Here is a 20,833-nt window from a genome sequence, read left to right as displayed (position 1 = left end):
ACTAACCCTTGGAGTGGACGCTTCCCCGCAACTTTGCCCGGCGTGACCGCGCGGGGAAGACGAGCGGGCACGACGGACGATCAGCGTTTCGTGATCGTTTTGGGGGTAATCGTAATAATGGCGATGGCGCCGGCAATGCCGACGACGCCAGCCATGGCGAACCCGCCCGCACGGGCCGTATCGCCGTGCGGGGTTTCAATCGAGGAGATTGGGGACAATTTCGCCATCGGCACAGTCTACACGAAAAATCCACATCGGCGCGCCAGCCGGTGCAGGCGATCCAGCAAAAAAACCTTGATTTCAGCGGTTTCGTGCGAACGGAGCAACGACGCCCGGCCGCACGAAACGCCGTCGCGGATCAGAGCGCCGCGCGCACCGCGTCGCCCATTTCCGCCGTGCCGACCTGACGGCAACCCGGCGTGGCGATGTCGCCCGTGCGGTAGCCCGCCTCGAGCACCTTCTGCACCGCCTTCTCGATCCGGTCGGCCTGTTCCGCCCTGTTCAGCGAATAGCGCAGCATCATCGCCGCCGACAATATCGTTGCGAGCGGATTGGCCACGCCCTTGCCTGCTATGTCGGGCGCTGAGCCGTGCGAGGGTTCGTACAGGCCCTTGTTGTTGCGATCGAGCGATGCCGACGGCAGCATGCCGATCGAGCCCGTGAGCATGGCCGCCTCGTCGGACAAAATGTCGCCGAACATATTGCCCGTCACGATGACGTCGAAGGATTTCGGCGCCTTCACGAGCTGCATCGCGGCGTTATCCACGTACATATGCGACAACTCGACGTCCGGATATTCCTTCGCCACGTCGATCATGACGTCCTTCCACAACTGCGACGTCTCGAGCACGTTGGCCTTGTCCACCGAGGTCAGCCGCTTCGCGCGCTTTTGCGCCGCTTGGAACGCGACGTGCGCGATGCGCCGCACCTCCGGCTCCGAGTAGCGCATCGTGTCGAAACCCTCGCGCGCGCCTTCGAAAGGACCGTCCGGCGCTTGCCGGACGCCGCGCGGCGAGCCGAAATAGATGTCGCCGTTCAGTTCGCGCACGATCAAGATGTCGAGGCCCGAGACGATTTCGGGCTTGAGCGAGGACGCGCCCGTCAGTTGCGGATAGCAGATCGCCGGGCGGAAGTTGGCGAACAGCTCGAGATGCTTGCGCAATCCGAGGATCGCCTGCTCGGGGCGCAGCGCGCGTTCGAGCGAATCGTACTTCCAATCGCCCACCGCGCCGAACAAGATGGCGTCGGCCGCTTTCGCGAGCGCCAGCGTCGATTCGGGCAGCGGATGCCCTTTCGCCTCATAACCGGCGCCGCCGACGGGCGCCTCTTCCATCTCGAATTTTTCGCCGAGCGCATCGAGCACCTTGACCGCTTCCTTGACGATTTCCGGGCCGATGCCGTCACCGGGGAGCACAGCAATTTTCATTAGGAGTCCTATCGGGTTGTCGGTTTGCCGTTTTGTCGCTTCAGCCGATGATTCGGTGGCCGAGCCAAGGCTGCTTGGCGATCCGTTCGGCTTCGAACGCGCGAATCTTGTCGGCGTGACGCAGCGTAAGGCCGATGTCGTCGAAACCGTTCAGCAGGCAATATTTGCGAAAGCCGTCGACTTCGAATGCGTACTCGCGGCCATCGGGCGTGCGCACACGCTGCGCTTCGAGGTCGATCGTCAATTGATAGCCGTTGAACGCGTAGGTCTCGTTAAACAGATGATCGACCTGTTGCTCCGAAAGCACGATCGGCAGCACGCCATTCTTGAAACAATTGTTGAAGAAAATATCGGCGAAGCTCGGGGCGATCAGCGCGCGAAAGCCGTACTGCTGCAACGCCCACGGCGCGTGCTCGCGCGAGCTGCCGCAACCGAAGTTCTTGCGGGCGAGCAACACCGATGCGCCCTGATAGCGCGGCTGATTGAGCACGAAGTCGGGGTTCAGCGGCCGGCGCGAATTGTCCTGGCCGGGCTCCCCATGATCGAGGTAACGCCACTCGTCGAACAGGTTCGGCCCAAAGCCGGTGCGTTTGATCGACTTCAGGAACTGCTTCGGGATGATCGCGTCGGTATCGACGTTTTCTCGATCGAGGGGCGCGACGAGCCCGGTATGTACGATGAATTTATCCATGTTCTCTACTCCGCAGCCTTCTTGATGGCGTGGCCCGCATCGGTCATGTCCTGACCGAACCCGGCAACCGTGTTGCAGCCCGCGAGGCCCAGCAAGGTACCGGCAAGCGCAATCGATGCGGCGCGCCGCCAGAACGTCCAAGCTTTCATCACCTCACCCCAATTTGCGAATGTCGACGAAATGACCTTCGATCGCGGCAGCCGCGGCCATCGCCGGGCTCACGAGGTGCGTGCGCCCGCCCGCACCTTGGCGCCCTTCGAAATTGCGATTCGAAGTCGAGGCGCAACGCTCGCCCGGATCGAGCCGGTCGGCATTCATCGCGAGGCACATCGAACAACCGGGCTCGCGCCATTCGAAGCCGGCATCGACGAAGATTTTGTCGAGCCCTTCGCGTTCGGCCTGCGCCTTGACGAGCCCAGAGCCCGGCACGACCATTGCCAGCCGGATATTCGACGCGACACGGCGGCCGAGTTTCTTCACCACGTACGCAGCGGCGCGGATGTCCTCGATGCGTGCATTCGTGCACGAGCCGATGAACACCTTGTCGAGCTTGATCGACTCCATCGGCACGTTCGGCTCGAGCGCCATGTACTGCAGCGCACGCTCCATCGCGCCGCGCTTGACCGGATCTTTTTCGCGCTCCGGATCCGGCACCCGGCCGTCTATCGCCGTCACCATCTCCGGGGAAGTGCCCCAGGTCACTTGGGGCACGATGTGGGCCGCGTCGATCTCGACCACCCGGTCGAAATGCGCGCCCGGATCGGAGACGAACGTGCGCCAGTATTCGACGGCGTGATCCCATTCGACGCCCTGCGGCGAATACGGCCGGCCCTTCAGGTAGTCGATCGTCGTATCGTCGACGGCGACCATGCCTGCGCGCGCGCCGGCTTCGATCGCCATGTTGCAGACGGTCATCCGGCCTTCCATCGACAGCGAGCGGATGGTCGAGCCGCCGAATTCGATTGCGTAGCCCGTGCCGCCGGCCGTGCCGATCTTGCCGATCACGGCGAGCACGATGTCCTTGGCCGTGCAGCCGCGCGGCAACGGACCCTCGACCTTGACGAGCATGTTCTTGCTCTTCTTTTGCAAGAGCGTTTGCGTGGCGAGCACGTGCTCGACCTCCGACGTGCCTATGCCGTGCGCGAGCGCGCCGAACGCGCCGTGCGTCGACGTATGCGAATCGCCGCACACGATCGTCATGCCAGGCAGCGTGGCGCCTTGCTCGGGACCAATGATATGAACGATGCCTTGGCGCATGTCGTTCATTTTGAATTGCGTGATGCCGTAGGCGTCGCAGTTGGCATCGAGCGTATCGACCTGCAGCTTCGATACGGGATCGGCGATCCCGTGGCTGCGATCGGTCGTCGGCACGTTGTGGTCCGACACCGCCAGGTTCGCGCTCACGCGCCACAGCGGACGTTCGTTGAGCTTGAGCCCTTCGAACGCTTGCGGGCTCGTGACTTCGTGCAGCAAATGACGATCGATGTAGAGCAACGTCGTGCCGTCTTCTTCGGTATGGACGACGTGCGAGTCCCACAACTTGTCGTAGAGAGTCTTTGACATGGTATGCGCGGTAATCGTGGCAACGGGCAATTCCCGGTGCGGTCGATTATGCCACGCCGACCGCCGCCGCGACACCGGCGCATCCGGAAAAAGTGATAAAAAACAGTGAGTTGGCTGGTAGTTCCAGTACCAGGTTCATATCTTCCCGGGTACGCCGGCGCAGCCATTAGGGTGATCGCTCACTGAAGTATTTTTGCCGGCGACCGATATACGGGTAGGGAAGCATAGTGCGGCTGGTCGCCGGTGTTTCCCTTTGCGCGTCTCCCCATGCCTGTGCTTTTACGCGCCCTTAGTTCGATCCGATGAAATTCGCCCGCTTTTTCGACCTCGCCGGCCTCGCGATGAGATGGTGGCAGCGCCATACCCATGCGGCCAGCCGGCTTCCGCTCACCGTTGCCTTGGTGCTGGCGGGAATCGGCATGTTCGCAGTCGGCACCGGATACACGCTGTTGTGGAGAGAGCACGTCGACGGAATCAGAATTCACGCAGCGGGCCTACGCAATCAGATCGATGTGCTCCAAACCATCTACCTGCGCGCCAATGCGGATTTTCTAGAAGGCTTCGGCACCGCTCGCCAGGCGTCCTTCGCGTGGCCGGTCGCGCGCGTAGGCGCCGCCGTCGCTTCGTTCCAGCAATTGGAGCAGGGCTATGCGAACAGCCCGAAAGATGCGGCGACGGTTCGCCTCCTGCGCGAGGAAACCGCGCGCTGGGCATGGCAACTGGCCGAAATTTCCGTCAACGCTCGCCTGGAAGGCCAACGCGCGTCCGTGGATAGCGCACGGCTGCTCGATGCGAACCGGTTGCTAGAACAGATCGTCGCACAGCTCGCCAGCTTGAGGGAGGCGCAAACCGCGATATTGCACGCCGGCTCCGAAAGCGCCAACCAGCACATCGAAATCGAGGGGATCGTGCTCGCGCTCAGTGCACTCGTGGCCTGCTCCTTGCTCGGTTACGCGTTCATCGCCCACTATCGCGAAGGCCTTGCGCGGCAACGCGTGCGCGTCATCGCCGAGGAACACGAACGGCGCTTCCAAGGGTACTTCGAGCATCATCCGCTGCCGATGCTAATCTTCGACGTGGACACACTGCAGATCATCACCGCGAACCGCGCGGCGGCAACGCAATACGGCACCACCCGGGACGACCTGTGCGCACGCAACATGGCGTCGCTCTATGCGCAAGCCGACATGGCGGCATTTCGTCGCGATCTGAGCAAGATGCATTCGACGGCCACCTCGAGCGGAGCGGCGGGCATATGCCGGCAGCGGCGCGCGGATGGAACGCCGGTCTATGTCGATCTTTCCTTTCACTTCCTTACCTACGCCAAACGCAAGGCATGCTTCATCACCGCCATCGACGTCACCGAGCGCAAGCGCGCCGAACTCGCATTGCGGCTGCGTAGCCGCGCTCTGGACGCCATCGGCAATGGCGTGCTGATCAGCCGGGCGGAGGAGGACGGCGAGGTGATCGAATACGCCAACCCGGCCTTCGAAAGAATAACGGGCTACGCGCTGTCCGAAATGATCGGCCACGACTACGCATCGTTGTGCGGAGGACGCAGCGAGCGCGAATTGCTTCCGCAAATTCGCGCCTCGATAGCGAAGGGAAGCGACTCGACCGTGCTACTGCAGAGCCGGCGCGCAAACGGCGCGCCGTTCTGGAATCAGATGGATATGGCATCGGTATCCGATGAGCGCGGCGCGCTCGCGTACCACATCACGGTGGTCAGCGATCTGACCGAGCTGATCGAGTCTCGGGACCGGGTCGTCATGCAAGCGCGCCGAGACGCGCTGACCGACCTGCCGAACCGGCTGACGTTGCGCGAGCTGGTCGACCAAGCGATCAAAGAGGAGCGCGGGTTCGCGTTGCTCTTCATGGACCTCGATCGCTTCAAGGACGTCAATGACAGCCTTGGTCATGGCGCTGGCGACCGCCTATTGCGCAAGGTCGCGGAACGCCTGTCCGCTTGCCTCGGCTCGGACAGCGTCGTTACGCGCTATGGGGGCGACGAGTTCGTGGCCATGCTCGGTCGGCCGCACGAAGACGGCAGGCTTGCCGCGCTGCTCGAGCGCGTCACGCACGCCTTCGAAGCGCCCGTCTCCCTCGACGATACCCAGTTGCGCGTGCAGATGAGCATCGGCGTAGCGTGCTACCCCGCGGACGGCGCAGACGCCGAAACGCTGCTCAAGCATGCCGATCTTGCGATGTACGAGGTCAAAGGGCGAGGCCGAAACGGCATCGAGCGCTTCAAACGCAATCTAGCGGACGCGGCAGATCAGCGAATCGCGCTATTGCGCCGGTTGCGCGATGCCGTCGATCGGAACGCATTCGAGCTCGTCTATCAGCCGCAGATCGACGTGCGCGAGCACCGTCTATGCGGCGTCGAAGCGCTGATCCGGTGGCGGGACCCGCAGATCGGCACGGTGAGCCCGTCCACGTTCATTCCGCTCGCCGAAGAGAACGGGATGATCGAACAGATGGGCGAATGGGTCCTCCATACCGCTTGTGCGCAAGCCAAACAGTGGGCGCACATCTATCCGCGATTGCGAATGTCCGTCAACGTTTCGCCCAGTCAGCTCGCGCGCGAGGATTTTTGCGACGTCGTGCGACGTGCGCTCGCGGCGTCGCAGCTCGCCAGTCCCCAGCTCGAGCTCGAGATCACGGAAAGCGCGTTGGTGGTGCCCGGAGCACTTCCGGCGCTGCACACGCTCAACCAGATGGGTCTATCGATCGCGATCGACGATTTCGGCATCGGCTACTCGAGCTTGTCGTATCTGCGCACGTTCCACGCCGATAGGCTGAAGATCGATATGTCGTTCGTCCGCGGAATCGGCGTCAATCGCACGGACGAGGCGATCATCCGCGCCGTCCTGGCGCTCGCGCGCAACTTGGATTTCGACATCGTGGCCGAAGGCGTCGAAAGCGCGGACCAACTGGCGTTCCTCCGGGCGAGCGGCTGCCATGTGATGCAGGGCTACTATTTCGCCAAGCCGCTGCCTGCCGCAGAGATTCCGGCCTACTTCGCGAGATTCGAGGCCGCATCGCCGATCGCATACGCGGCGGCCTCCGCCGTAAGCGATCGATGATCCGCGCAGCCTGCTCGCCGCATGAGCGCGTCGAGGCATGACATGCCGTGGACGTCGCAGCGTTGGGCGTGCGGGCGTTACAGATCGAAGTTGGTGGGCATCAGCACGATGTCGCGGACCGTCACGCCGCGCCGCCGCGTCAACATGAAGAGGATGGCCGACGCAACTTCGTCGGCTTCGATCAGGCTGCCCGAGTCTTTTGCCTCTTTGAGTTTTTCCTCAGGCCAATCGGCGAGCAATGCGCTGATGACGGGGCCGGGCGAGACCGCCCCGACGCGTATGCCATGTTTGAAGACCTGACGACGCACCGTTTGCACGAAACAATTGATCGCCCATTTCGACGAAGCGTAGACAGGCTCCCACGGTGTGGGGAAATGTGCGGCCAGTGAACTCGTCACGATAATGTCGCCGGTCCGCCTCTCGATCATATGCGGCAGGACGTCATGGACGTTCTTCATCACGACGTTGATATTCAGGTGCAGCATTCGATCGATCGCCTCGCTCTGTGCGTCGACCAAATCGCCGCCGACGTAGGTTCCCGCATTGGCATGCAGGATATCGATCTGTCCCGCCATTTCGAGCGCGCGCGGCACGAGTGCGGCGCACGCTTTCGGATCGAGCAGATCGATCACGAGCGGCATGGCGGCCTCGCCGCGTTCACCGCATAGCGAAGCCAACGCGGCTTGATCGCGATCGGCCAGCACGACGCGTGCGCCGGCCGCTAACATCGCATCGGCGCTCGCCCGCCCGATTCCCGACGCTGCGCCGGTTACGACAGCGACTTTTCCCTGCAATTCTCCTGACATCGTCTCCGCCCTTTTTTGGTTGGTCGTCGTCGCCGGCTCGATCGAGCAGCGGTGATGGGTAGACAGCCGCAATCGCGACTAATGAAACGGCACTTTGCGGCGTCGCAGCACAGACCGGCTCGCAGCGGCCGGATGCCGAGTACGATCATTTGCTCTATTTACGAGCAAATGATCGTACTCAGCGAGCGAGTTGTCAAGGGGACTCCAGAGTGATCATGAAGGCGTGACGCAACGACCGGTTCACCGTGCGCCAGCAGTTCAATGCGCTTGGCGGCTCTATGCCCGCCCTCGTCTGGCCGCTCGCGCAGCCTCGAACCTATTGCTATCGGCGGGCCGTCAACGTCGGCAAAGGCTAATATCCCATTTCGCAGTCGACGAGCCATGCCGACATGCACTCGAAGCGAACCAGAAGAACGATGACAGAGCTCGGATACAAGAAAGCCCCGGGGGGACGCTGGCGCACCCCAACATCAAATCGCTCATCTTCAGCAAGCTGAGTCCCGATACGAAGTGCCTCTGGGATGTCGGCGCTGGGACCGGTCAGATCTCGATCGAATGGCAAAAGTCGCACTCGGATTGCCGGGTCTATGCGATCGAACGCGACGGCGCTTGCATTCAGACCCGCAAAACGGGGCGACTTGAGCGCGACGAGGCCGCCTGCGTCCGAGGCCTGAACAAAGCTTTACTGGCAGGCGGGACACGACACCGGCGGCGCGTGCCATGAGGGATCGAGAACGTTCGGTTGGTTTGCCACCGCGTACCAGCGGGCAGTAACGGCTGGAACCATTGCGCCCTTAAGCGTTCCCGCGTAACGACGCCAGCGCTTGCGAGCGGTCGCTTCGCTCGAGCGCCGGCTGCAACGGCTCGCCCGAAACTCGCAGCGCAAATGCCGTCGCGACGGTGCTCGCATAGACATTCAATGCCGTGCGGCCCATATCGAAGAACGCATCGACGCCGAGAATCAGCAACACAGCTTCCGCAGGCAGACCGATGGCTGCCAGAATGACGGTAATCGCGACAACCGCCCCTGACGGCACGTTGGCGGCGCCATCGATCATGATCGTCGTCAGCACGACAATCGTGAATACGAGAGGCCAATTCCACGTCAAGTGATAGACGTCGGCCAAATAACCGACGGCTAACGCGGTATAGAGCACCGCACCGTCGCGATTGAAAATGTACGAAAGCGGCAGAATTGTCGATGCAATAGGCTGCGGCACGCCCATTTCCGTCAATTTCTTCAAATGCAGCGGAAACGTGATTTCCGATGAACGCGTCGTGAACGCGAGAATCAGCGGTTCGCTCACGTGTTTCACCACCGCTCGCGCCGAAAGCCCCGTGGCCTTGACGATCAGCGTCAACAAGATCGCAAGAATCGCCATGCCAAGGTAAGCGACGCCGAGCAACTTGAGCAACGGCGTCAACGCGGACGTGCCCTTGGAGGCAAGCAAGCCAGCCAGCGTCGCAAAAATGGCGACCGGCGAAAATGCGACCACCCAATCGGTCAACTTGAACAGTGCGGCGAGCATCGAATCTAGCACCGCCACGAGCGGGCCCGCCTTATCTTGCACGGCAGCCAACGCGGCGCCTAGCAAAACGCCGAACACCAGCACGGGGACCGAGTTGCCGGCGGCGAGCGCCGACACGACGTTCGCCGGTATGAGATCGACCACGAACTGCATCCAATCGACGCCCCCGGCCAGATTCTTCGGCATCGAGGCGGTCTCGGTCATGCTCGCGCCTACGCCCGGGTGAAACAGAAAATTGAGCCCGAGACCAAGCGCGGCCGCAACGAACGTCGCCACGACGAAAAATGCGATGCTGAGCACCGCGGTACGCCCCAGGCGGCCGCGCTGCGCACCGGCGCGGAATGTGCCGACGGTGACCGACAGGAGGATCAACGGCATGACGACCATTTTTATCGCATGGGCGAACATGGCCGATAGGAACGACAGCTTCGTCGCAATAGCCGGCACGAACATGCCGAACAACGCACCGAGCACGAGCCCTGCGACCATCTGCACGGGAACGGAAAGAATCCCTTTACGCTGGTTTGCCATGTTGCCCTCGGATGAGTTTGATTCTGGCGTCGGTGCCATCCAGGATGTGATTCCACATGTGCCGACGTGCAGCTTCCGGCTCTCTTGTTTGAATGGATGCGTAGATGCTGAGGTGCTCCAACGTGCCGCGGCGCACGGTCGCAGCATCATCCCGATGCAACTCGTTGAGGGCAAGCCCCGTTTGGGCCCGCAACATCCTGTAGGAGGTGTAGAGCCGATCGTTTTTTGCGGCGGCGAACAGCTCCTGATGAAAGACCCACCCGATGCGCTGCTCTGTCATCAGATCGGACGACCCCTCATCGACAATGCGGCGTAACTGCTGCGCCGCGGCCGCCAAACCGTCGGTCGGCCCGCTCACCGCCGCCAAATAGGCCGCCGTGCTCTCCAATGCAAGCCGCACTTCAAATATTTCACGTAAGTCGATTTTGGTCGGGGCAGTCACGTAGGTGCCTTTGCGAGGAATGACCTCGACCAGCCCTTCCACCACGAGGCGCTGGATCGCCGAACGCACAGGCATATGGCCAAGCATCAACTCGTCGGCCATATTGCGCGGTGAAAGGGGATACCCAGGGGCAAGGCGCCCGTCGAGAATTCGAGAGCGGATCTGCGTATAAGCCGTTTGCGTATCGGATTGACGGTCTGCCGCCATCTGAGATCTCAATTGGTTCGTTATTTCCGAAAAATTATTCCGTCGGCCAAGAGGGTACGCTCTCGTACAACGAAATGGACCCTGATAATCCTGGGAGTATAAACGCACTACCAATTCCGGTACCCCTGTGCGCAACGGCGCCAGTAATCGAGCCAGCGAGCGATCGATCAAGCAACCGGAGGCGGTCAATTCCATAGCATATTGCACTATCCCTCGCACATTGGGCGACTGTATGATAGATAAAATGGTCTTACACGCTCGAATCTATATGTAAAACATTAGAAAGATTCGCAAATAACCGACAAAGTAGATTCGCTATGCCCGATAGCCCCGCGTTCTTTTCCATACACGCCGTATCGGTGGAGCACGTTATCCCGCTACGACGCACGATCCTTCTCGACAACCCGGCCAACCCGTGCCGCTTCCGAGGCGACGACGAACCGACAACGTTGCACATTGCCGTCTACGATCCGGAACGCATCATCGCCGTCGCAACGGTGTGCGCTGAAGCGTTGCCCGGATCGCAAAGCGACTCGACTTGGCGCTTGCGCGGTGTGGCCGTCGAGCCCCAGGCGAGAGGATTTGGATTCGGCCGCACTTTGATCAAGCTGTGCTTCGACCATGCTCGCCAGCACGGCGGCAGGCTCGCTTGGTGCACCGCGCGCGAATCAGCCAGCGGATTCTACGAGGCGCTCGGCTTCACATCTTCGTCTCCCCCTTTTACCTTACCCTCGAGAGGCGACCTGCTGTTCTACGAAATGCATTATGTGTTGCCCGGTAAGCCGATTTGCGATGTCGAATAAGTAGGACAGGCTATTCGGCCAGACAATCGGCGCGCTGCCGACCGCGTTGGCCGGCACGTCCGGAAGCAGCACTGGCGGCGACTACGGTTCGTTGCCACTCTGACACTACGCGTGCGCTGGCTCGCGCTCACGCCACGAGTGCCGACAATTGACGTGTGACGCGCGGCTCGAGCTCGCGCGCCTCCTTGGCCAAATTGACTTGCTTGGTCGACTTTGCGACCTCGATGAGGTCAACGCTGACGGCATAGCCGCCACGGCTCATGAGCCAAGCGAGCACGTCCGAAAGATGCCACACAGACGGATTGCCTTCATGCACCGGAAGCGGAAACTGCGATGCGTGTGTGAGCATCAGCTTGCGCATGTTTTGGCGTGTCACCCCGGCGACATCGGCAACGTCGGTCAGGCCGACGAAGTCGGGGCCGGCCTCGACGAGGCGCGCCGAAACGATCGCTCGCTTGACATCGCGCAGCGCCGTATAGATCGCCGACCATGCGTCCGTGCTTTCACGCGTGAATGCAAGTGCGATTCGCCCCGCCTGGCCGACGCCGATCGTAGCATCGTCGCAACCCGCTTCAAAAAGACGTTCGACGATTTGCTCGTGATCCGAGTCGGCGTCCCCCAACTGATATTTGAGTGTAAAACTGTATTTCATTCGTACTCCTAAGTGTTTGAAGCTTTACGCGATGTCAAAGCGCCGATCCATTGCGCCAAAGCGCAGTGATCGACAATGCGCTTCAAGTCCTTCGCGTGATTGGCTGCGCAGCGCGGGGTACTCCACACACTGGTGATGCAGAATTCTCCGCAGCGACAGTCGGCATCGTTGTACGGGCAAAGCATTTTTCCCCAAGCATGCCCGTTGCCCCTCTTTGGCTGGACGCGCCAGCCACGGGCTTCGGCATACACGAGTGCTGCTTCGATTTCCTTCTTCGGATGTGGTCTTTGCATTCGTCAACGCGGCAAGAATACCGCTCGCTGGTTGAGTTGTCAATCGACAACCTTTGGTTGGTCGACGAATGAAGCGTACCGGGTGAGCCATCCGAGCGTGAGTCCGCCAAATGGGCTAGGGCCTCGCCCAAGCATCACGGCGCGTCGAAAAGACAAAAGCCCCGACGGGACGACCCGTCGGGGCTTTATCGATTCATGCCGGCTTGTCCTGCCGGCGCAGCCGCGTCTGCGCGGTTAGGCGCGCTGGCCGATAGGCTTAGCTTCGCGAGGCGTCTCGCCAATGAACAACTGACGCGGACGGCCGATCTTCTGCTCCGCTTCCGAAATCATCTCGTTCCATTGAGCGATCCAGCCAACGGTACGCGCCATCGCGAAAATGCAGGTGAACATCGACGTCGGGATCCCGAGCGCGCGTTGAACGATGCCCGAGTAGAAGTCGACGTTCGGATACAGCTTGCGCGAAACGAAGTATTCGTCTTCAAGGGCGATCTTTTCGAGCTGCATCGCGAGCTTGAACAGCGGATCATCGTGCAGGCCGAGTTCCTCGAGCACTTCATGGCACGTTTCGCGCATGAGCTTCGCGCGCGGATCGTAGTTCTTGTACACGCGGTGGCCGAAGCCCATCAGCTTCACACCCGAGTTCTTATCCTTCACCTGCTTGATGAACTCGGAGATGTTGTCGGGCGAACCAATTTGCTCGAGCATGTTCAGCGCCGCCTCGTTCGCACCGCCATGCGCGGGCCCCCACAGGCAAGCGATACCCGCGGCGATACAAGCGAACGGATTGGCGCCCGAGGAGCCGGCCAGACGAACCGTCGAGGTCGAAGCGTTTTGCTCGTGGTCGGCATGCAAAATCAAGATGCGATCGAGCGCGCGCACGAGCACGTCGCTGATCTTGTACTCCTCGCACGGATTCGAGAACATCATGCGCATGAAATTCGCGCTATACGACAGATCGTTCTTCGGATAGACGAACGGCTGGCCGATGCTGTACTTGTACGCCATCGCGACCAGCGTCGGCAGCTTCGCGATCATGCGAATGGCCGAGACATCGCGGTGATGCGGATCGTTGATGTTCAGCGAATCGTGATAGAACGCCGACAACGCGCCGACCGACGCCACCAGAATCGCCATAGGATGCGAATCGCGACGGAAACCGCGGAAGAAGAACTGCATTTGCTCGTGCACCATCGTGTGGCGCGTCACCGTGCCCACGAATTCCGCTTTCTGCTTGGCGTTGGGTAGATCGCCCTTGAGCAGCAGGTAGCACGTCTCGAGGAAGTCCGCGTTTTGCGCGAGATTGTCGATCGGGAAGCCGCGGTAGAGCAGCTCGCCCTTATCTCCGTCGATATACGTGATGGCGGAGTTGCACGAGGCCGTCGACATGAAGCCGGGGTCGTACGTGAACTTGCCGGTTTGGCCGTACAGCTTGCGGATGTCGATTACGTCCGGGCCCATCGTGCCCTTGTAGATCGGCAGTTCGACGCTCGGCGAATTGTCGCTGAACGAGAGCGTGGCTTTAACATCTGACGGAGTCATAGCATCCTCAATCGAAGTTGGAACGGGTTTTCCGATCATGCGCGCGCGGCGCGTCCAGCAATACGGCGCTCAAACGGCGCGCAACAGCCCCAGCACCCGGACGACGTCCGGGTCGGAAAGGTCGCCTTCCGGTTCCTTGCGAGCGAGAAGCAAGTCCATCAGGTCGTTGTCGCCCAGCTCGAACAGACGCGTGAGCGCGCCCACGTCGTCATCGCTGAGGCTATCCTCGTATCGGCTGAAAAAACGCTCGAAGATCAGGTCGTTTTCCAGCAACCCTCGCCGCGAGCGCCAACGAAGGCGCGCACGGCGAAGGGGGTCGGACTGATGCGAGGCATCAGTATGCGCCGCGCCGCTCCCGGACGCGCCAATCGAATCGTCGGGAGCCGGCGCGTACAGGGAGCGCGGAAGATCCAGTCTCATCTCAGACCGCGCGACGAACCATCAATTCCTTGATCTTGCCGATCGCCTTCGTCGGATTGAGGCCCTTCGGGCACACATCGACGCAGTTCATGATCGTATGGCAACGGAACAGACGGTACGGATCTTCGAGATTGTCCAAGCGTTCGCCGGTGGCTTGGTCGCGGCTGTCGGCAATGAACCGGTACGCCTGCAACAACCCTGCCGGACCGACGAACTTGTCTGGGTTCCACCAGAAGCTCGGGCACGACGTCGAGCAACTCGCGCAAAGAATGCACTCGTAAAGGCCGTCCAGTTCGTCGCGCTCTTGCGGCGACTGCAAACGCTCCTTTTCGGGCGGCGGCGTGTCGTTGATCAGGTACGGCTTGATCGAGTGGTACTGATTGAAGAATTGCGTGAAATCGCAAATCAGATCGCGCACCACGGGCAGCCCCGGCAGCGGACGCAGGACGATCTTTTGCGGCAGATCGTTCAGATTCGTCAGGCATGCGAGGCCGTTCTTGCCGTTGATGTTCATCGCGTCGGAGCCGCATACTCCCTCGCGGCACGAGCGGCGGAACGACAGCGTCTCGTCCAGCGCCTTCAGCTTGACGAGCGCATCGAGCAGCATGCGGTCGCCGGGCCCGATCTCGAGCTCATACGTCTGCATGCGCGGCGCGGCGTCCTTGTCCGGGTCGTAGCGGTAGATTTCAAAAGTACGTGTTGCCATTTCGCGTGTGTCCTTGGATTGCGCCGGCTTAGAAGGTACGGGCCTTCGGCGGCACGGATTCGACCGTCAACGGGTTCATATGCACCGGCTTGTAATCGAGGCGATCGCCTTCGCTGAACCACAGCGTGTGGCGCAGCCAGTTGACGTCGTCGCGCTCCTCGTAATCGCTCTGAGCATGCGCGCCGCGGCTTTCCTTGCGCGCTTCGGCCGAAACCATCGTCGCACGGGCCACTTCGATCAAGTTCGCGAGCTCGAGCGCTTCGACGCGGGCCGTATTGAACACCTTCGACTTGTCCTTCAAATGCACGTGCTCCACGCGCTCGGCGACTTCCTTGATCTTCTCGACGCCTTCGGCCAGCAGCTTCGAGGTGCGGAACACGCCGGCGTGCGATTGCATCGTCGAACGAATATCGCCGGCGATCGCTTGCGTGTATTCGCCCGAAGTCGACTTGTCGAGCTTGTCCAAGCGCGACAGGGCCAAATCGGCCGCGTCGGCCGGCAACGGCTTGTGCTCCTTGATTTCCTTGACGTGCTTGACGATGTGATTGCCGGCAGCGCGGCCGAAGACCACCAAGTCGAGCAGCGAGTTCGTCCCCAGGCGGTTCGCGCCATGCACCGAGACGCACGAGCATTCGCCGACGGCGTAGAAGCCATTGACGACTTCCTCGTGGCCGCGCGGCGTGCCCACCACTTGGCCGTGGATGTTGGTCGGGATGCCGCCCATTTGGTAATGGATCGTCGGCACGACGGGGATCGGCTCCTTGATGCAATCGACGTTCGCGAACTTCAGCGCGATTTCGCGAATCGACGGCAGACGCTTCATGATCGTCTCGGCGCCGATATGCGACAGGTCGAGCAACACGTGATCCTTGTTCGGACCCACGCCGCGGCCTTCCTTGATTTCCTGGTCCATCGAACGCGAAACGAAATCGCGCGGGGCCAAGTCCTTCAGCGTGGGCGCGTAGCGCTCCATGAAGCGCTCGCCGTTCGAATTGCGCAAGATGCCGCCTTCGCCGCGCACGCCTTCCGTGATCAGCACGCCCGCCCCGGCCACCCCCGTGGGGTGGAATTGCCAGAACTCCATGTCCTGCAGCGCGATGCCCGAACGCGCAGCCATGCCCAGACCATCGCCCGTGTTGATGAACGCATTGGTCGACGCCGCGAAGATACGGCCCGCGCCGCCCGTGGCGAACAGCGTGCACTTACCTTCGAGGATGTAGACGTCGCCCGTTTCCATTTCGAGCGCCGTCACGCCGAGCACGTCGCCGTCCGCATCGCGGATCAGATCGAGCGCCATCCATTCCACGAAGAATTGCGTCTTCGCTGCGACGTTTTGCTGATACAGCGTGTGCAACAGCGCGTGGCCGGTGCGGTCTGCCGCCGCGCAAGCTCGCTGGACCGGCTTCTCGCCGTAATTGGCCGTATGACCGCCGAACGGACGCTGGTAGATCGTGCCGTCGGCGTTGCGGTCGAACGGCATGCCGAAGTGCTCGAGTTCATAAACGGCATTGGGCGCCTCGCGGCACATGAATTCGATCGCGTCTTGATCGCCGAGCCAGTCCGAGCCCTTGATGGTGTCGTAGAAGTGGTAGTGCCAGTTGTCTTCGCTCATGTTGCCGAGCGATGCGCCGATGCCGCCTTGCGCTGCAACCGTATGCGAACGCGTGGGGAACACCTTCGAGAGCACGCACACGGACAACCCGGCCCGTGCGAGCTGCAGCGACGCGCGCATCCCCGAACCACCGGCGCCGACGATGACCACGTCGAAGCGGCGACGCGGCAGAGAATTCTTGATTGCAACCATTCTTTACACTCTCCAGAGAATCTGCGCAGCGTAGCCCGCGCACGCGAGCAGCCAGACGATCGTCAGCGCTTGCAGCACCAGCCGGGTGCCGACGGGCTTCACATAGTCCATCCAGATGTCGCGCACGCCCACCCACGCGTGGTAAAAGAGCGAGAGCAACGTGACGAACGTCGCGAGCTTCATCCATTGAGTGGCGAAAATCGAGGCCCACCCGTCGTAGGAGAAGTCTTGCGCGCCGAAGAACCAGACGAGCAGGATGACGGTGTAGATGGCCATGATCGCGGCGGTGAGACGTTGTGCGAGCCAGTCGCGCAAGCCGTAGTGCGCGCCGACGACGAGGCGCTTCGAGCCGATTCGGTTGTTGGCTGCCATTTTTCTTAGAAAGCTCCGAATAGTTTGAGCGCGAAGGCGATCGTCAGAACCGACGACACCACCAAGACGATCACGGAAGTGCGCTTGCCGCCTTCCTTGGACACGGCGTCATGATTCGTGTCCATCACCAGATGACGGATACCGGCGCAGAAGTGAAAGAGGAACGCCCATGCCAGCGCGAGCGTGATGAGCTTGACGACAATGTTGGAGAGAAAATCTTTGAAGACTTCGAAGCTGAGTTCGGAGGTGAGGCTCTGACTGAAGAGGTAAAGCAGAAACGGCAGAAACAGGAAGAGTAGCGCACCGCTGACTCGATGCAGGATCGACACGCGCCCCGCTAACGGTAGACGGTACGCCGTCAAGATTTGCCCCAGACCGATGTTCCGGTACTCCGGCCTCGGTTTTTTTACGGCTTCTGCCATGCTAGACCCCTACTATGTAGTCACACTAACCCGCGATTTTAGCGCCTTTTCATTCCGCGGCGCAGCGAAACCCGGATAACACCGTTGCATTGCGTGCAACGAACGCGCCCATCCCCACCCCGTCCGGCGCCGTCTGCGCGGCGCGCGAACCCCCATCAGCTCAAGTCGTTTTGATAGTAGTACCCGGTTGTGACATACCAACCGCGGCGCACTTCGACAGGCCGATCTCCGTAGGTATAGGACACGCGCTCCACGGATAACAGTGGAAATGCAGCGGGCACGCCGAGCAACTCGGCTACCGCCGGCTCGGCCGCCACCGCGCGGATCTTCTCGGACGCACGAATCATGCGCGTGCCGAACTCCGCTTCGAACATCGCATACAGCGGCCCTTTGTATTCGCTCAGGCGCTCGAGCGTCAGCCCGCGGAACACGGCGCCGGGCAACCAGATTTCGTCGAGCACCGTCGTCACGCCGTCGAACTGCAACAACCGTTTGATCAGGACGACGGGGTCGGCCGGCTTCAAATCCAGTTGGCGCGCGATCTCGGCCGGGGCGCGCAAGCGCCGGCATTCGAGCAGCTTGCTGATGTGAGGATGTTCCGCGCCGTCCTCGGCCAGTAGCCGCAAGAAGCGAAACTGGGCGCGGTCCTCGTTGTGCGTCGCAACGAACGTGCCCTTTCCCTGGCGACGCACGAGCAGGTTTTCGGCCGCGAGTTCGTCGATCGCCTTTCTCACCGTGCCCTGGCTCACCTTGTAGCGCACGGCCAGCTCGACTTCGCTGGGAATGATCTCTCCCGGCTTCCATTCGCCCGATTCCAGGCTTTGCGTGATCAGCCCCTTGATTTGCTGATACAGGGGGCTGAACGTAGGCGAAGCCCCGCCCGCGGCCGGGCCGTCGCCGCTCTGGCCGTTCGGGTTGCTCGCGCTTGCCTGGTTCGGATTCATCCGCGCATTTCAACACAAAGGGCGCACACCCGTCCAGATCTTCGGCGCAAATTCATATGTCTTATATAAGACATAAGATACGGTTGACTTTGCCCTGCCTCGCTCCTACACTCCGTCGCGGGCACGGGCCGAGTGTCTTGGGACACTACGCCTACACGCTTTGCTTAACGCGCATAAAATAGCGCTTTTCCCTAGCGTAGTCGCACCAAAACGCACCAACGCATCCCTGGAGAGTTCAATGGCTAAGTCCGCAAAGCGCGTTGCCGTCACCGGCGCCGCAGGTCAAATCGGTTACTCGCTGCTGTTTCGTATCGCCAATGGCGATCTGCTCGGCAAGGACCAGCCCGTCATCCTGCAACTGCTCGACCTCCCGCAAGCGCAAGGCGCGGTCAAGGGCGTCGTCATGGAGCTCGAAGACTGCGCATTCCCGCTGCTCGCGGGCGTGGTCGTGACGGACGATCCGAAGGTCGCGTTCAAGGACGCCGACGTCGCGCTGCTGGTGGGCGCGCGTCCGCGCTCGAAGGGCATGGAGCGCAAGGATCTGCTTTCCGCCAACGCCGAGATCTTCACCGTTCAAGGGCGTGCGCTCAATGAAGTGGCGAGCCGCGACGTGAAGGTGCTCGTCGTGGGCAACCCGGCGAACACGAATGCTTACATCGCCATGAAGTCGGCGCCGGATCTGCCGAAGAAAAACTTCACGGCCATGTTGCGCTTGGACCACAACCGCGCGCTCTCGCAACTCGCAGCGAAGTCGGGCAAGCCCGTCGCTTCGATCGAAAAGCTCGCCGTGTGGGGCAATCACTCGCCCACGATGTACCCCGATTTCCGCTTCGCGACGGTCGAAGGTCAATCGCTGGCAAAGCTCATCAGCGACGACGAATGGAACCGCAACGTGTTCATCCCGACCGTCGGCAAGCGCGGTGCGGCGATCATCGAAGCCCGCGGGCTGTCGTCGGCCGCGTCGGCTGCCAATGCGGCAATCGACCACGTGCGTGACTGGGTGCTCGGCACGAACGGCAAGTGGGTCACGATGGGCATCCCGTCGGACGGCTCCTACGGCATCCCCGAAGACATCGTCTACGGCGTGCCCGTCACCTGCGAAAACGGCGAATACAAGCGTGTGGAAGGCCTCGAGATCGACGCCTTCTCGCGCGAGAAGATGGATTTCACGCTGAAAGAACTCCTCGAAGAGCGCGACGGCGTGCAACATCTGCTCGGCTGATCGCCGCGCCCGGCATCGCCCGCGCAGGCGGGCATGCCGCTCGAGAGGCCGACGCCGCGCACTGCGTCATTTTCACGCAGGCAACCGGCGCCGGCCTTTCGTCCGGATTCGCACGCGCTTTGCGGCAATTGGCCGCTTCGCACGCGGCACGAAGCAGAGCCCGTTCGAATCCGTTTTCTCGTAACGATTGAAGCTGCCAACGCCGACGATGCGCGCCCTCACTCCCGCGGAAGTGCTGTTCGATGGCGAAGCGCCGCCCGCGCCCTTGCCCGTATGCGATCACTATGCGGGAAGCGAAAAGCTGATGCTCAAATCGCTCGCGCTGCAGGTGCAGCTCGGGCCCGTTTTCGATGTGACGCTCGATTGCGAAGACGGCGCAGCGGTCGGCCATGAAGCCGAGCACGCCGAACTCGTTGCCTCGCTGATCGGCGGCGAGCACGATCGCTTCGGGCGCGTGGGCGTGCGCATTCACGATTTCACCCATTCGCACTGGCGCGACGACGTTCGGCTCATCCTACGCGCGGCCAAGCGCGCGCCCGCGTACGTTGTGCTCCCGAAGGTGCGCAACGTGGCCGATGCCGCCGAGATGTGCGCGTTCATCGAAGCGACGCGTCGCGAGTTCGGGATCGAAAAACCCGTTCCCACTCAGCTTCTGATCGAAACACACGGTGCGCTCGCGGATGTTTTCCGGCTCGCGTCGCTGCCGACAGTCGAATCGCTCTCGTTCGGCTTGATGGATTTCGTCTCGGCGCACGAAGGCGCGATTCCAGATTCGGCGATGCGCTCGCCGGGGCAGTTCGATCATCCGCTCGTGCGGCGCGCCAAGCTCGAAATCGCGGCGGCTTGCCACGCACACCGGCGCGTTCCCTCGCACAACGTCAGCACGGAAATCCGCGACATGTCGGTCGTCGCCTCCGATGCCGCACGAGCACGCGACGAGTTCGGCTACACCCGCATGTGGAGCATCCACCCCGCACAAGTTCCTGTTATCGTCGGCGCGTTCGCGCCGCGTGACGAGGCGATCGCCGCCGCGGCCGAGATTCTGCTTGCGGCTCAAGCCGCGCAATGGGGTCCCACACGCCACGGCGATACACTGCACGATCGCGCGAGCTACCGTTTCTATTGGTCGGTGCTGCGTCGAGCGCGTGCAACGGGCCGGCCGCTGCCGCCCGAAGCCGCGCCCCTTTTCAACACTCACGCTAGCCCCCCGGGGACATCATGACTGCACAACCCTCAGCTGTCGGTTCGGCCGGCGCGGCGTTCCGCGCCGCCGTAGCGCAAGAGCAGCCCTTGCAAGTCGTCGGCACGATCACCGCTTATGCGGCCAAGATGGCGCAGGCCACCGGCTTCAAAGCCGTCTACCTCTCCGGCGGCG

General features: G+C 61.7%; 21 protein-coding genes and 1 pseudogene. 6 read left to right on the top strand and 16 right to left on the bottom strand.

Features of this window, described 5'->3' with window-relative positions; genetic code table 11:
- Positions 1-8: 8 nt before the first annotated feature.
- Positions 9-407 carry a hypothetical protein gene (locus MMB74_RS24340; RefSeq protein WP_277431225.1) on the top strand — a complete coding sequence of 133 codons (399 nt, stop codon included), beginning with the start codon at positions 9-11 and terminating at the stop codon, positions 405-407.
- Here the strand turns inward: MMB74_RS24340 and leuB are convergent.
- From leuB to leuC, 4 genes are read right to left on the bottom strand one after another with little or no spacing between them, the layout of a single operon-like run.
- Positions 359-1,426: a 3-isopropylmalate dehydrogenase gene (gene leuB, locus MMB74_RS24335; RefSeq protein WP_277431224.1), complete on the bottom strand. Its 1,068-nt coding sequence runs from the start codon at positions 1,424-1,426 to the stop codon at positions 359-361. The two genes, MMB74_RS24340 and leuB, sit on opposite strands and share 49 nt — an antisense overlap.
- 40 nt (positions 1,427-1,466) lie before the next feature.
- Positions 1,467-2,117 (bottom strand): 3-isopropylmalate dehydratase small subunit, encoded by a 651-nt coding sequence (leuD, locus tag MMB74_RS24330; protein ID WP_277431223.1) that lies wholly within the window; start codon positions 2,115-2,117, stop codon positions 1,467-1,469.
- A gap of 5 nt (positions 2,118-2,122) precedes the next feature.
- Positions 2,123-2,266: an entericidin A/B family lipoprotein gene (locus MMB74_RS24325; RefSeq protein WP_277431222.1), complete on the bottom strand. Its 144-nt coding sequence runs from the start codon at positions 2,264-2,266 to the stop codon at positions 2,123-2,125.
- A gap of 4 nt (positions 2,267-2,270) precedes the next feature.
- Positions 2,271-3,680, bottom strand: a complete 1,410-nt coding sequence (gene leuC / locus MMB74_RS24320) for a 3-isopropylmalate dehydratase large subunit (RefSeq protein ID WP_277431221.1) — start codon at positions 3,678-3,680, stop codon at positions 2,271-2,273.
- A gap of 302 nt (positions 3,681-3,982) precedes the next feature.
- Between leuC and MMB74_RS24315 the strand changes: the two genes are divergently transcribed.
- Complete coding sequence (locus tag MMB74_RS24315) at positions 3,983-6,766, top strand: EAL domain-containing protein (protein WP_277431220.1); 2,784 nt, start codon at positions 3,983-3,985, stop codon at positions 6,764-6,766.
- A gap of 77 nt (positions 6,767-6,843) precedes the next feature.
- Here MMB74_RS24315 and MMB74_RS24310 read toward each other — a convergent pair whose 3' ends face one another.
- From MMB74_RS24310 to MMB74_RS24300, 3 genes are all read right to left on the bottom strand, one after another.
- The gene (locus MMB74_RS24310; RefSeq protein WP_277431219.1) at positions 6,844-7,572 is read right to left on the bottom strand and encodes an SDR family oxidoreductase; all 729 of its coding nucleotides are present in this window, start codon (positions 7,570-7,572) and stop codon (positions 6,844-6,846) included.
- Positions 7,573-8,366: 794 nt separating this feature from the next.
- A complete protein-coding gene (locus tag MMB74_RS24305) occupies positions 8,367-9,632 on the bottom strand; it encodes a dicarboxylate/amino acid:cation symporter (RefSeq protein ID WP_277431218.1) in 1,266 nt (421 codons plus the stop codon).
- Entirely contained in the window at positions 9,616-10,281 is a 666-nt protein-coding gene (locus MMB74_RS24300; RefSeq protein ID WP_277431217.1) for a GntR family transcriptional regulator, read from the bottom strand. Before MMB74_RS24300 ends, MMB74_RS24305 begins: the two co-directional genes overlap by 17 nt.
- Before the next feature lie 317 nt (positions 10,282-10,598).
- Here MMB74_RS24300 and MMB74_RS24295 point away from each other — a divergent pair, with 317 nt between their 5' ends.
- Positions 10,599-11,084, top strand: a complete 486-nt coding sequence (locus tag MMB74_RS24295; protein ID WP_277431216.1) for a GNAT family N-acetyltransferase — start codon at positions 10,599-10,601, stop codon at positions 11,082-11,084.
- A 127-nt stretch (positions 11,085-11,211) separates the two neighbouring features.
- Here the strand turns inward: MMB74_RS24295 and MMB74_RS24290 are convergent, their stop codons facing one another.
- The 9 genes from MMB74_RS24290 to MMB74_RS24250 all read right to left on the bottom strand — a co-directional run bounded on the left by MMB74_RS24290 (position 11,212) and on the right by MMB74_RS24250 (position 18,236).
- Entirely contained in the window at positions 11,212-11,736 is a 525-nt protein-coding gene (locus MMB74_RS24290) for a DNA-binding protein (RefSeq protein ID WP_277431215.1), read from the bottom strand.
- A gap of 8 nt (positions 11,737-11,744) precedes the next feature.
- Positions 11,745-12,029, bottom strand: a complete 285-nt coding sequence (locus tag MMB74_RS24285) for a hypothetical protein (protein WP_277431214.1) — start codon at positions 12,027-12,029, stop codon at positions 11,745-11,747.
- Between the two features lie 234 nt (positions 12,030-12,263).
- Complete coding sequence (gltA, locus tag MMB74_RS24280) at positions 12,264-13,568, bottom strand: citrate synthase (RefSeq protein ID WP_277431213.1); 1,305 nt, start codon at positions 13,566-13,568, stop codon at positions 12,264-12,266.
- 69 nt (positions 13,569-13,637) lie between these two features.
- Positions 13,638-13,937, bottom strand: a complete 300-nt coding sequence (locus MMB74_RS24275; protein ID WP_277431265.1) for a succinate dehydrogenase assembly factor 2 — start codon at positions 13,935-13,937, stop codon at positions 13,638-13,640.
- 52 nt (positions 13,938-13,989) lie between these two features.
- The gene (locus MMB74_RS24270; protein WP_277431212.1) at positions 13,990-14,694 is read right to left on the bottom strand and encodes a succinate dehydrogenase iron-sulfur subunit; all 705 of its coding nucleotides are present in this window, start codon (positions 14,692-14,694) and stop codon (positions 13,990-13,992) included.
- 28 nt (positions 14,695-14,722) lie between these two features.
- Entirely contained in the window at positions 14,723-16,498 is a 1,776-nt protein-coding gene (sdhA, locus tag MMB74_RS24265) for a succinate dehydrogenase flavoprotein subunit (protein ID WP_277431211.1), read from the bottom strand.
- A gap of 3 nt (positions 16,499-16,501) precedes the next feature.
- Positions 16,502-16,870, bottom strand: coding sequence for a succinate dehydrogenase, hydrophobic membrane anchor protein (gene sdhD, locus MMB74_RS24260; RefSeq protein WP_277431210.1), 369 nt, complete (start codon positions 16,868-16,870; stop codon positions 16,502-16,504).
- A gap of 5 nt (positions 16,871-16,875) precedes the next feature.
- Positions 16,876-17,292 carry a succinate dehydrogenase, cytochrome b556 subunit gene (gene sdhC / locus MMB74_RS24255; protein WP_277431209.1) on the bottom strand — a complete coding sequence of 139 codons (417 nt, stop codon included), beginning with the start codon at positions 17,290-17,292 and terminating at the stop codon, positions 16,876-16,878.
- A 155-nt stretch (positions 17,293-17,447) separates the two neighbouring features.
- The gene (locus MMB74_RS24250) at positions 17,448-18,236 is read right to left on the bottom strand and encodes a GntR family transcriptional regulator (RefSeq protein WP_277431208.1); all 789 of its coding nucleotides are present in this window, start codon (positions 18,234-18,236) and stop codon (positions 17,448-17,450) included.
- A gap of 238 nt (positions 18,237-18,474) precedes the next feature.
- Here MMB74_RS24250 and MMB74_RS24245 point away from each other — a divergent pair, with 238 nt between their 5' ends.
- The 3 genes and pseudogenes from MMB74_RS24245 to prpB all read left to right on the top strand — a co-directional run.
- Entirely contained in the window at positions 18,475-19,458 is a 984-nt protein-coding gene (locus MMB74_RS24245) for a malate dehydrogenase (protein ID WP_277431207.1), read from the top strand.
- A 208-nt stretch (positions 19,459-19,666) separates the two neighbouring features.
- A complete protein-coding gene (locus tag MMB74_RS24240) occupies positions 19,667-20,680 on the top strand; it encodes an aldolase/citrate lyase family protein (protein ID WP_277431206.1) in 1,014 nt (337 codons plus the stop codon).
- Positions 20,677-20,833 (top strand): annotated as a pseudogene (gene prpB, locus MMB74_RS24235) (methylisocitrate lyase); the annotation flags it as partial. The gene MMB74_RS24240 and the pseudogene prpB, both read left to right, overlap by 4 nt.

The sequence above is a fragment of the Trinickia sp. Y13 genome, assembly GCF_029522115.1.
Lineage (GTDB): Bacteria > Pseudomonadota > Gammaproteobacteria > Burkholderiales > Burkholderiaceae > Trinickia.
This window is presented reverse-complemented; position numbering and strand designations above follow the sequence as displayed.

Bases quoted from the DNA above. Each gene is read 5' to 3' on its own strand.
- MMB74_RS24310 (WP_277431219.1), bottom strand. From the start codon at position 7,572: ATGTCAGGAGAATTGCAGGGAAAAGTCGCTGTCGTAACCGGCGCAGCG.
- MMB74_RS24285 (WP_277431214.1), bottom strand. From the start codon at position 12,029: ATGCAAAGACCACATCCGAAGAAGGAAATCGAAGCAGCACTCGTGTAT.
- MMB74_RS24245 (WP_277431207.1), top strand. From the start codon at position 18,475: ATGGCTAAGTCCGCAAAGCGCGTTGCCGTCACCGGCGCCGCAGGTCAA.
- MMB74_RS24290 (WP_277431215.1), bottom strand. From the start codon at position 11,736: ATGAAATACAGTTTTACACTCAAATATCAGTTGGGGGACGCCGACTCG.
- sdhD (WP_277431210.1), bottom strand. From the start codon at position 16,870: ATGGCAGCCAACAACCGAATCGGCTCGAAGCGCCTCGTCGTCGGCGCG.
- MMB74_RS24325 (WP_277431222.1), bottom strand. From the start codon at position 2,266: ATGAAAGCTTGGACGTTCTGGCGGCGCGCCGCATCGATTGCGCTTGCC.
- gltA (WP_277431213.1), bottom strand. From the start codon at position 13,568: ATGACTCCGTCAGATGTTAAAGCCACGCTCTCGTTCAGCGACAATTCG.
- sdhA (WP_277431211.1), bottom strand. From the start codon at position 16,498: ATGGTTGCAATCAAGAATTCTCTGCCGCGTCGCCGCTTCGACGTGGTC.
- leuD (WP_277431223.1), bottom strand. From the start codon at position 2,117: ATGGATAAATTCATCGTACATACCGGGCTCGTCGCGCCCCTCGATCGA.
- MMB74_RS24240 (WP_277431206.1), top strand. From the start codon at position 19,667: ATGCGCGCCCTCACTCCCGCGGAAGTGCTGTTCGATGGCGAAGCGCCG.
- leuB (WP_277431224.1), bottom strand. From the start codon at position 1,426: ATGAAAATTGCTGTGCTCCCCGGTGACGGCATCGGCCCGGAAATCGTC.
- MMB74_RS24305 (WP_277431218.1), bottom strand. From the start codon at position 9,632: ATGGCAAACCAGCGTAAAGGGATTCTTTCCGTTCCCGTGCAGATGGTC.
- MMB74_RS24295 (WP_277431216.1), top strand. From the start codon at position 10,599: ATGCCCGATAGCCCCGCGTTCTTTTCCATACACGCCGTATCGGTGGAG.
- MMB74_RS24300 (WP_277431217.1), bottom strand. From the start codon at position 10,281: ATGGCGGCAGACCGTCAATCCGATACGCAAACGGCTTATACGCAGATC.
- MMB74_RS24270 (WP_277431212.1), bottom strand. From the start codon at position 14,694: ATGGCAACACGTACTTTTGAAATCTACCGCTACGACCCGGACAAGGAC.
- MMB74_RS24250 (WP_277431208.1), bottom strand. From the start codon at position 18,236: ATGAATCCGAACCAGGCAAGCGCGAGCAACCCGAACGGCCAGAGCGGC.
- MMB74_RS24315 (WP_277431220.1), top strand. From the start codon at position 3,983: ATGAAATTCGCCCGCTTTTTCGACCTCGCCGGCCTCGCGATGAGATGG.
- leuC (WP_277431221.1), bottom strand. From the start codon at position 3,680: ATGTCAAAGACTCTCTACGACAAGTTGTGGGACTCGCACGTCGTCCAT.
- sdhC (WP_277431209.1), bottom strand. From the start codon at position 17,292: ATGGCAGAAGCCGTAAAAAAACCGAGGCCGGAGTACCGGAACATCGGT.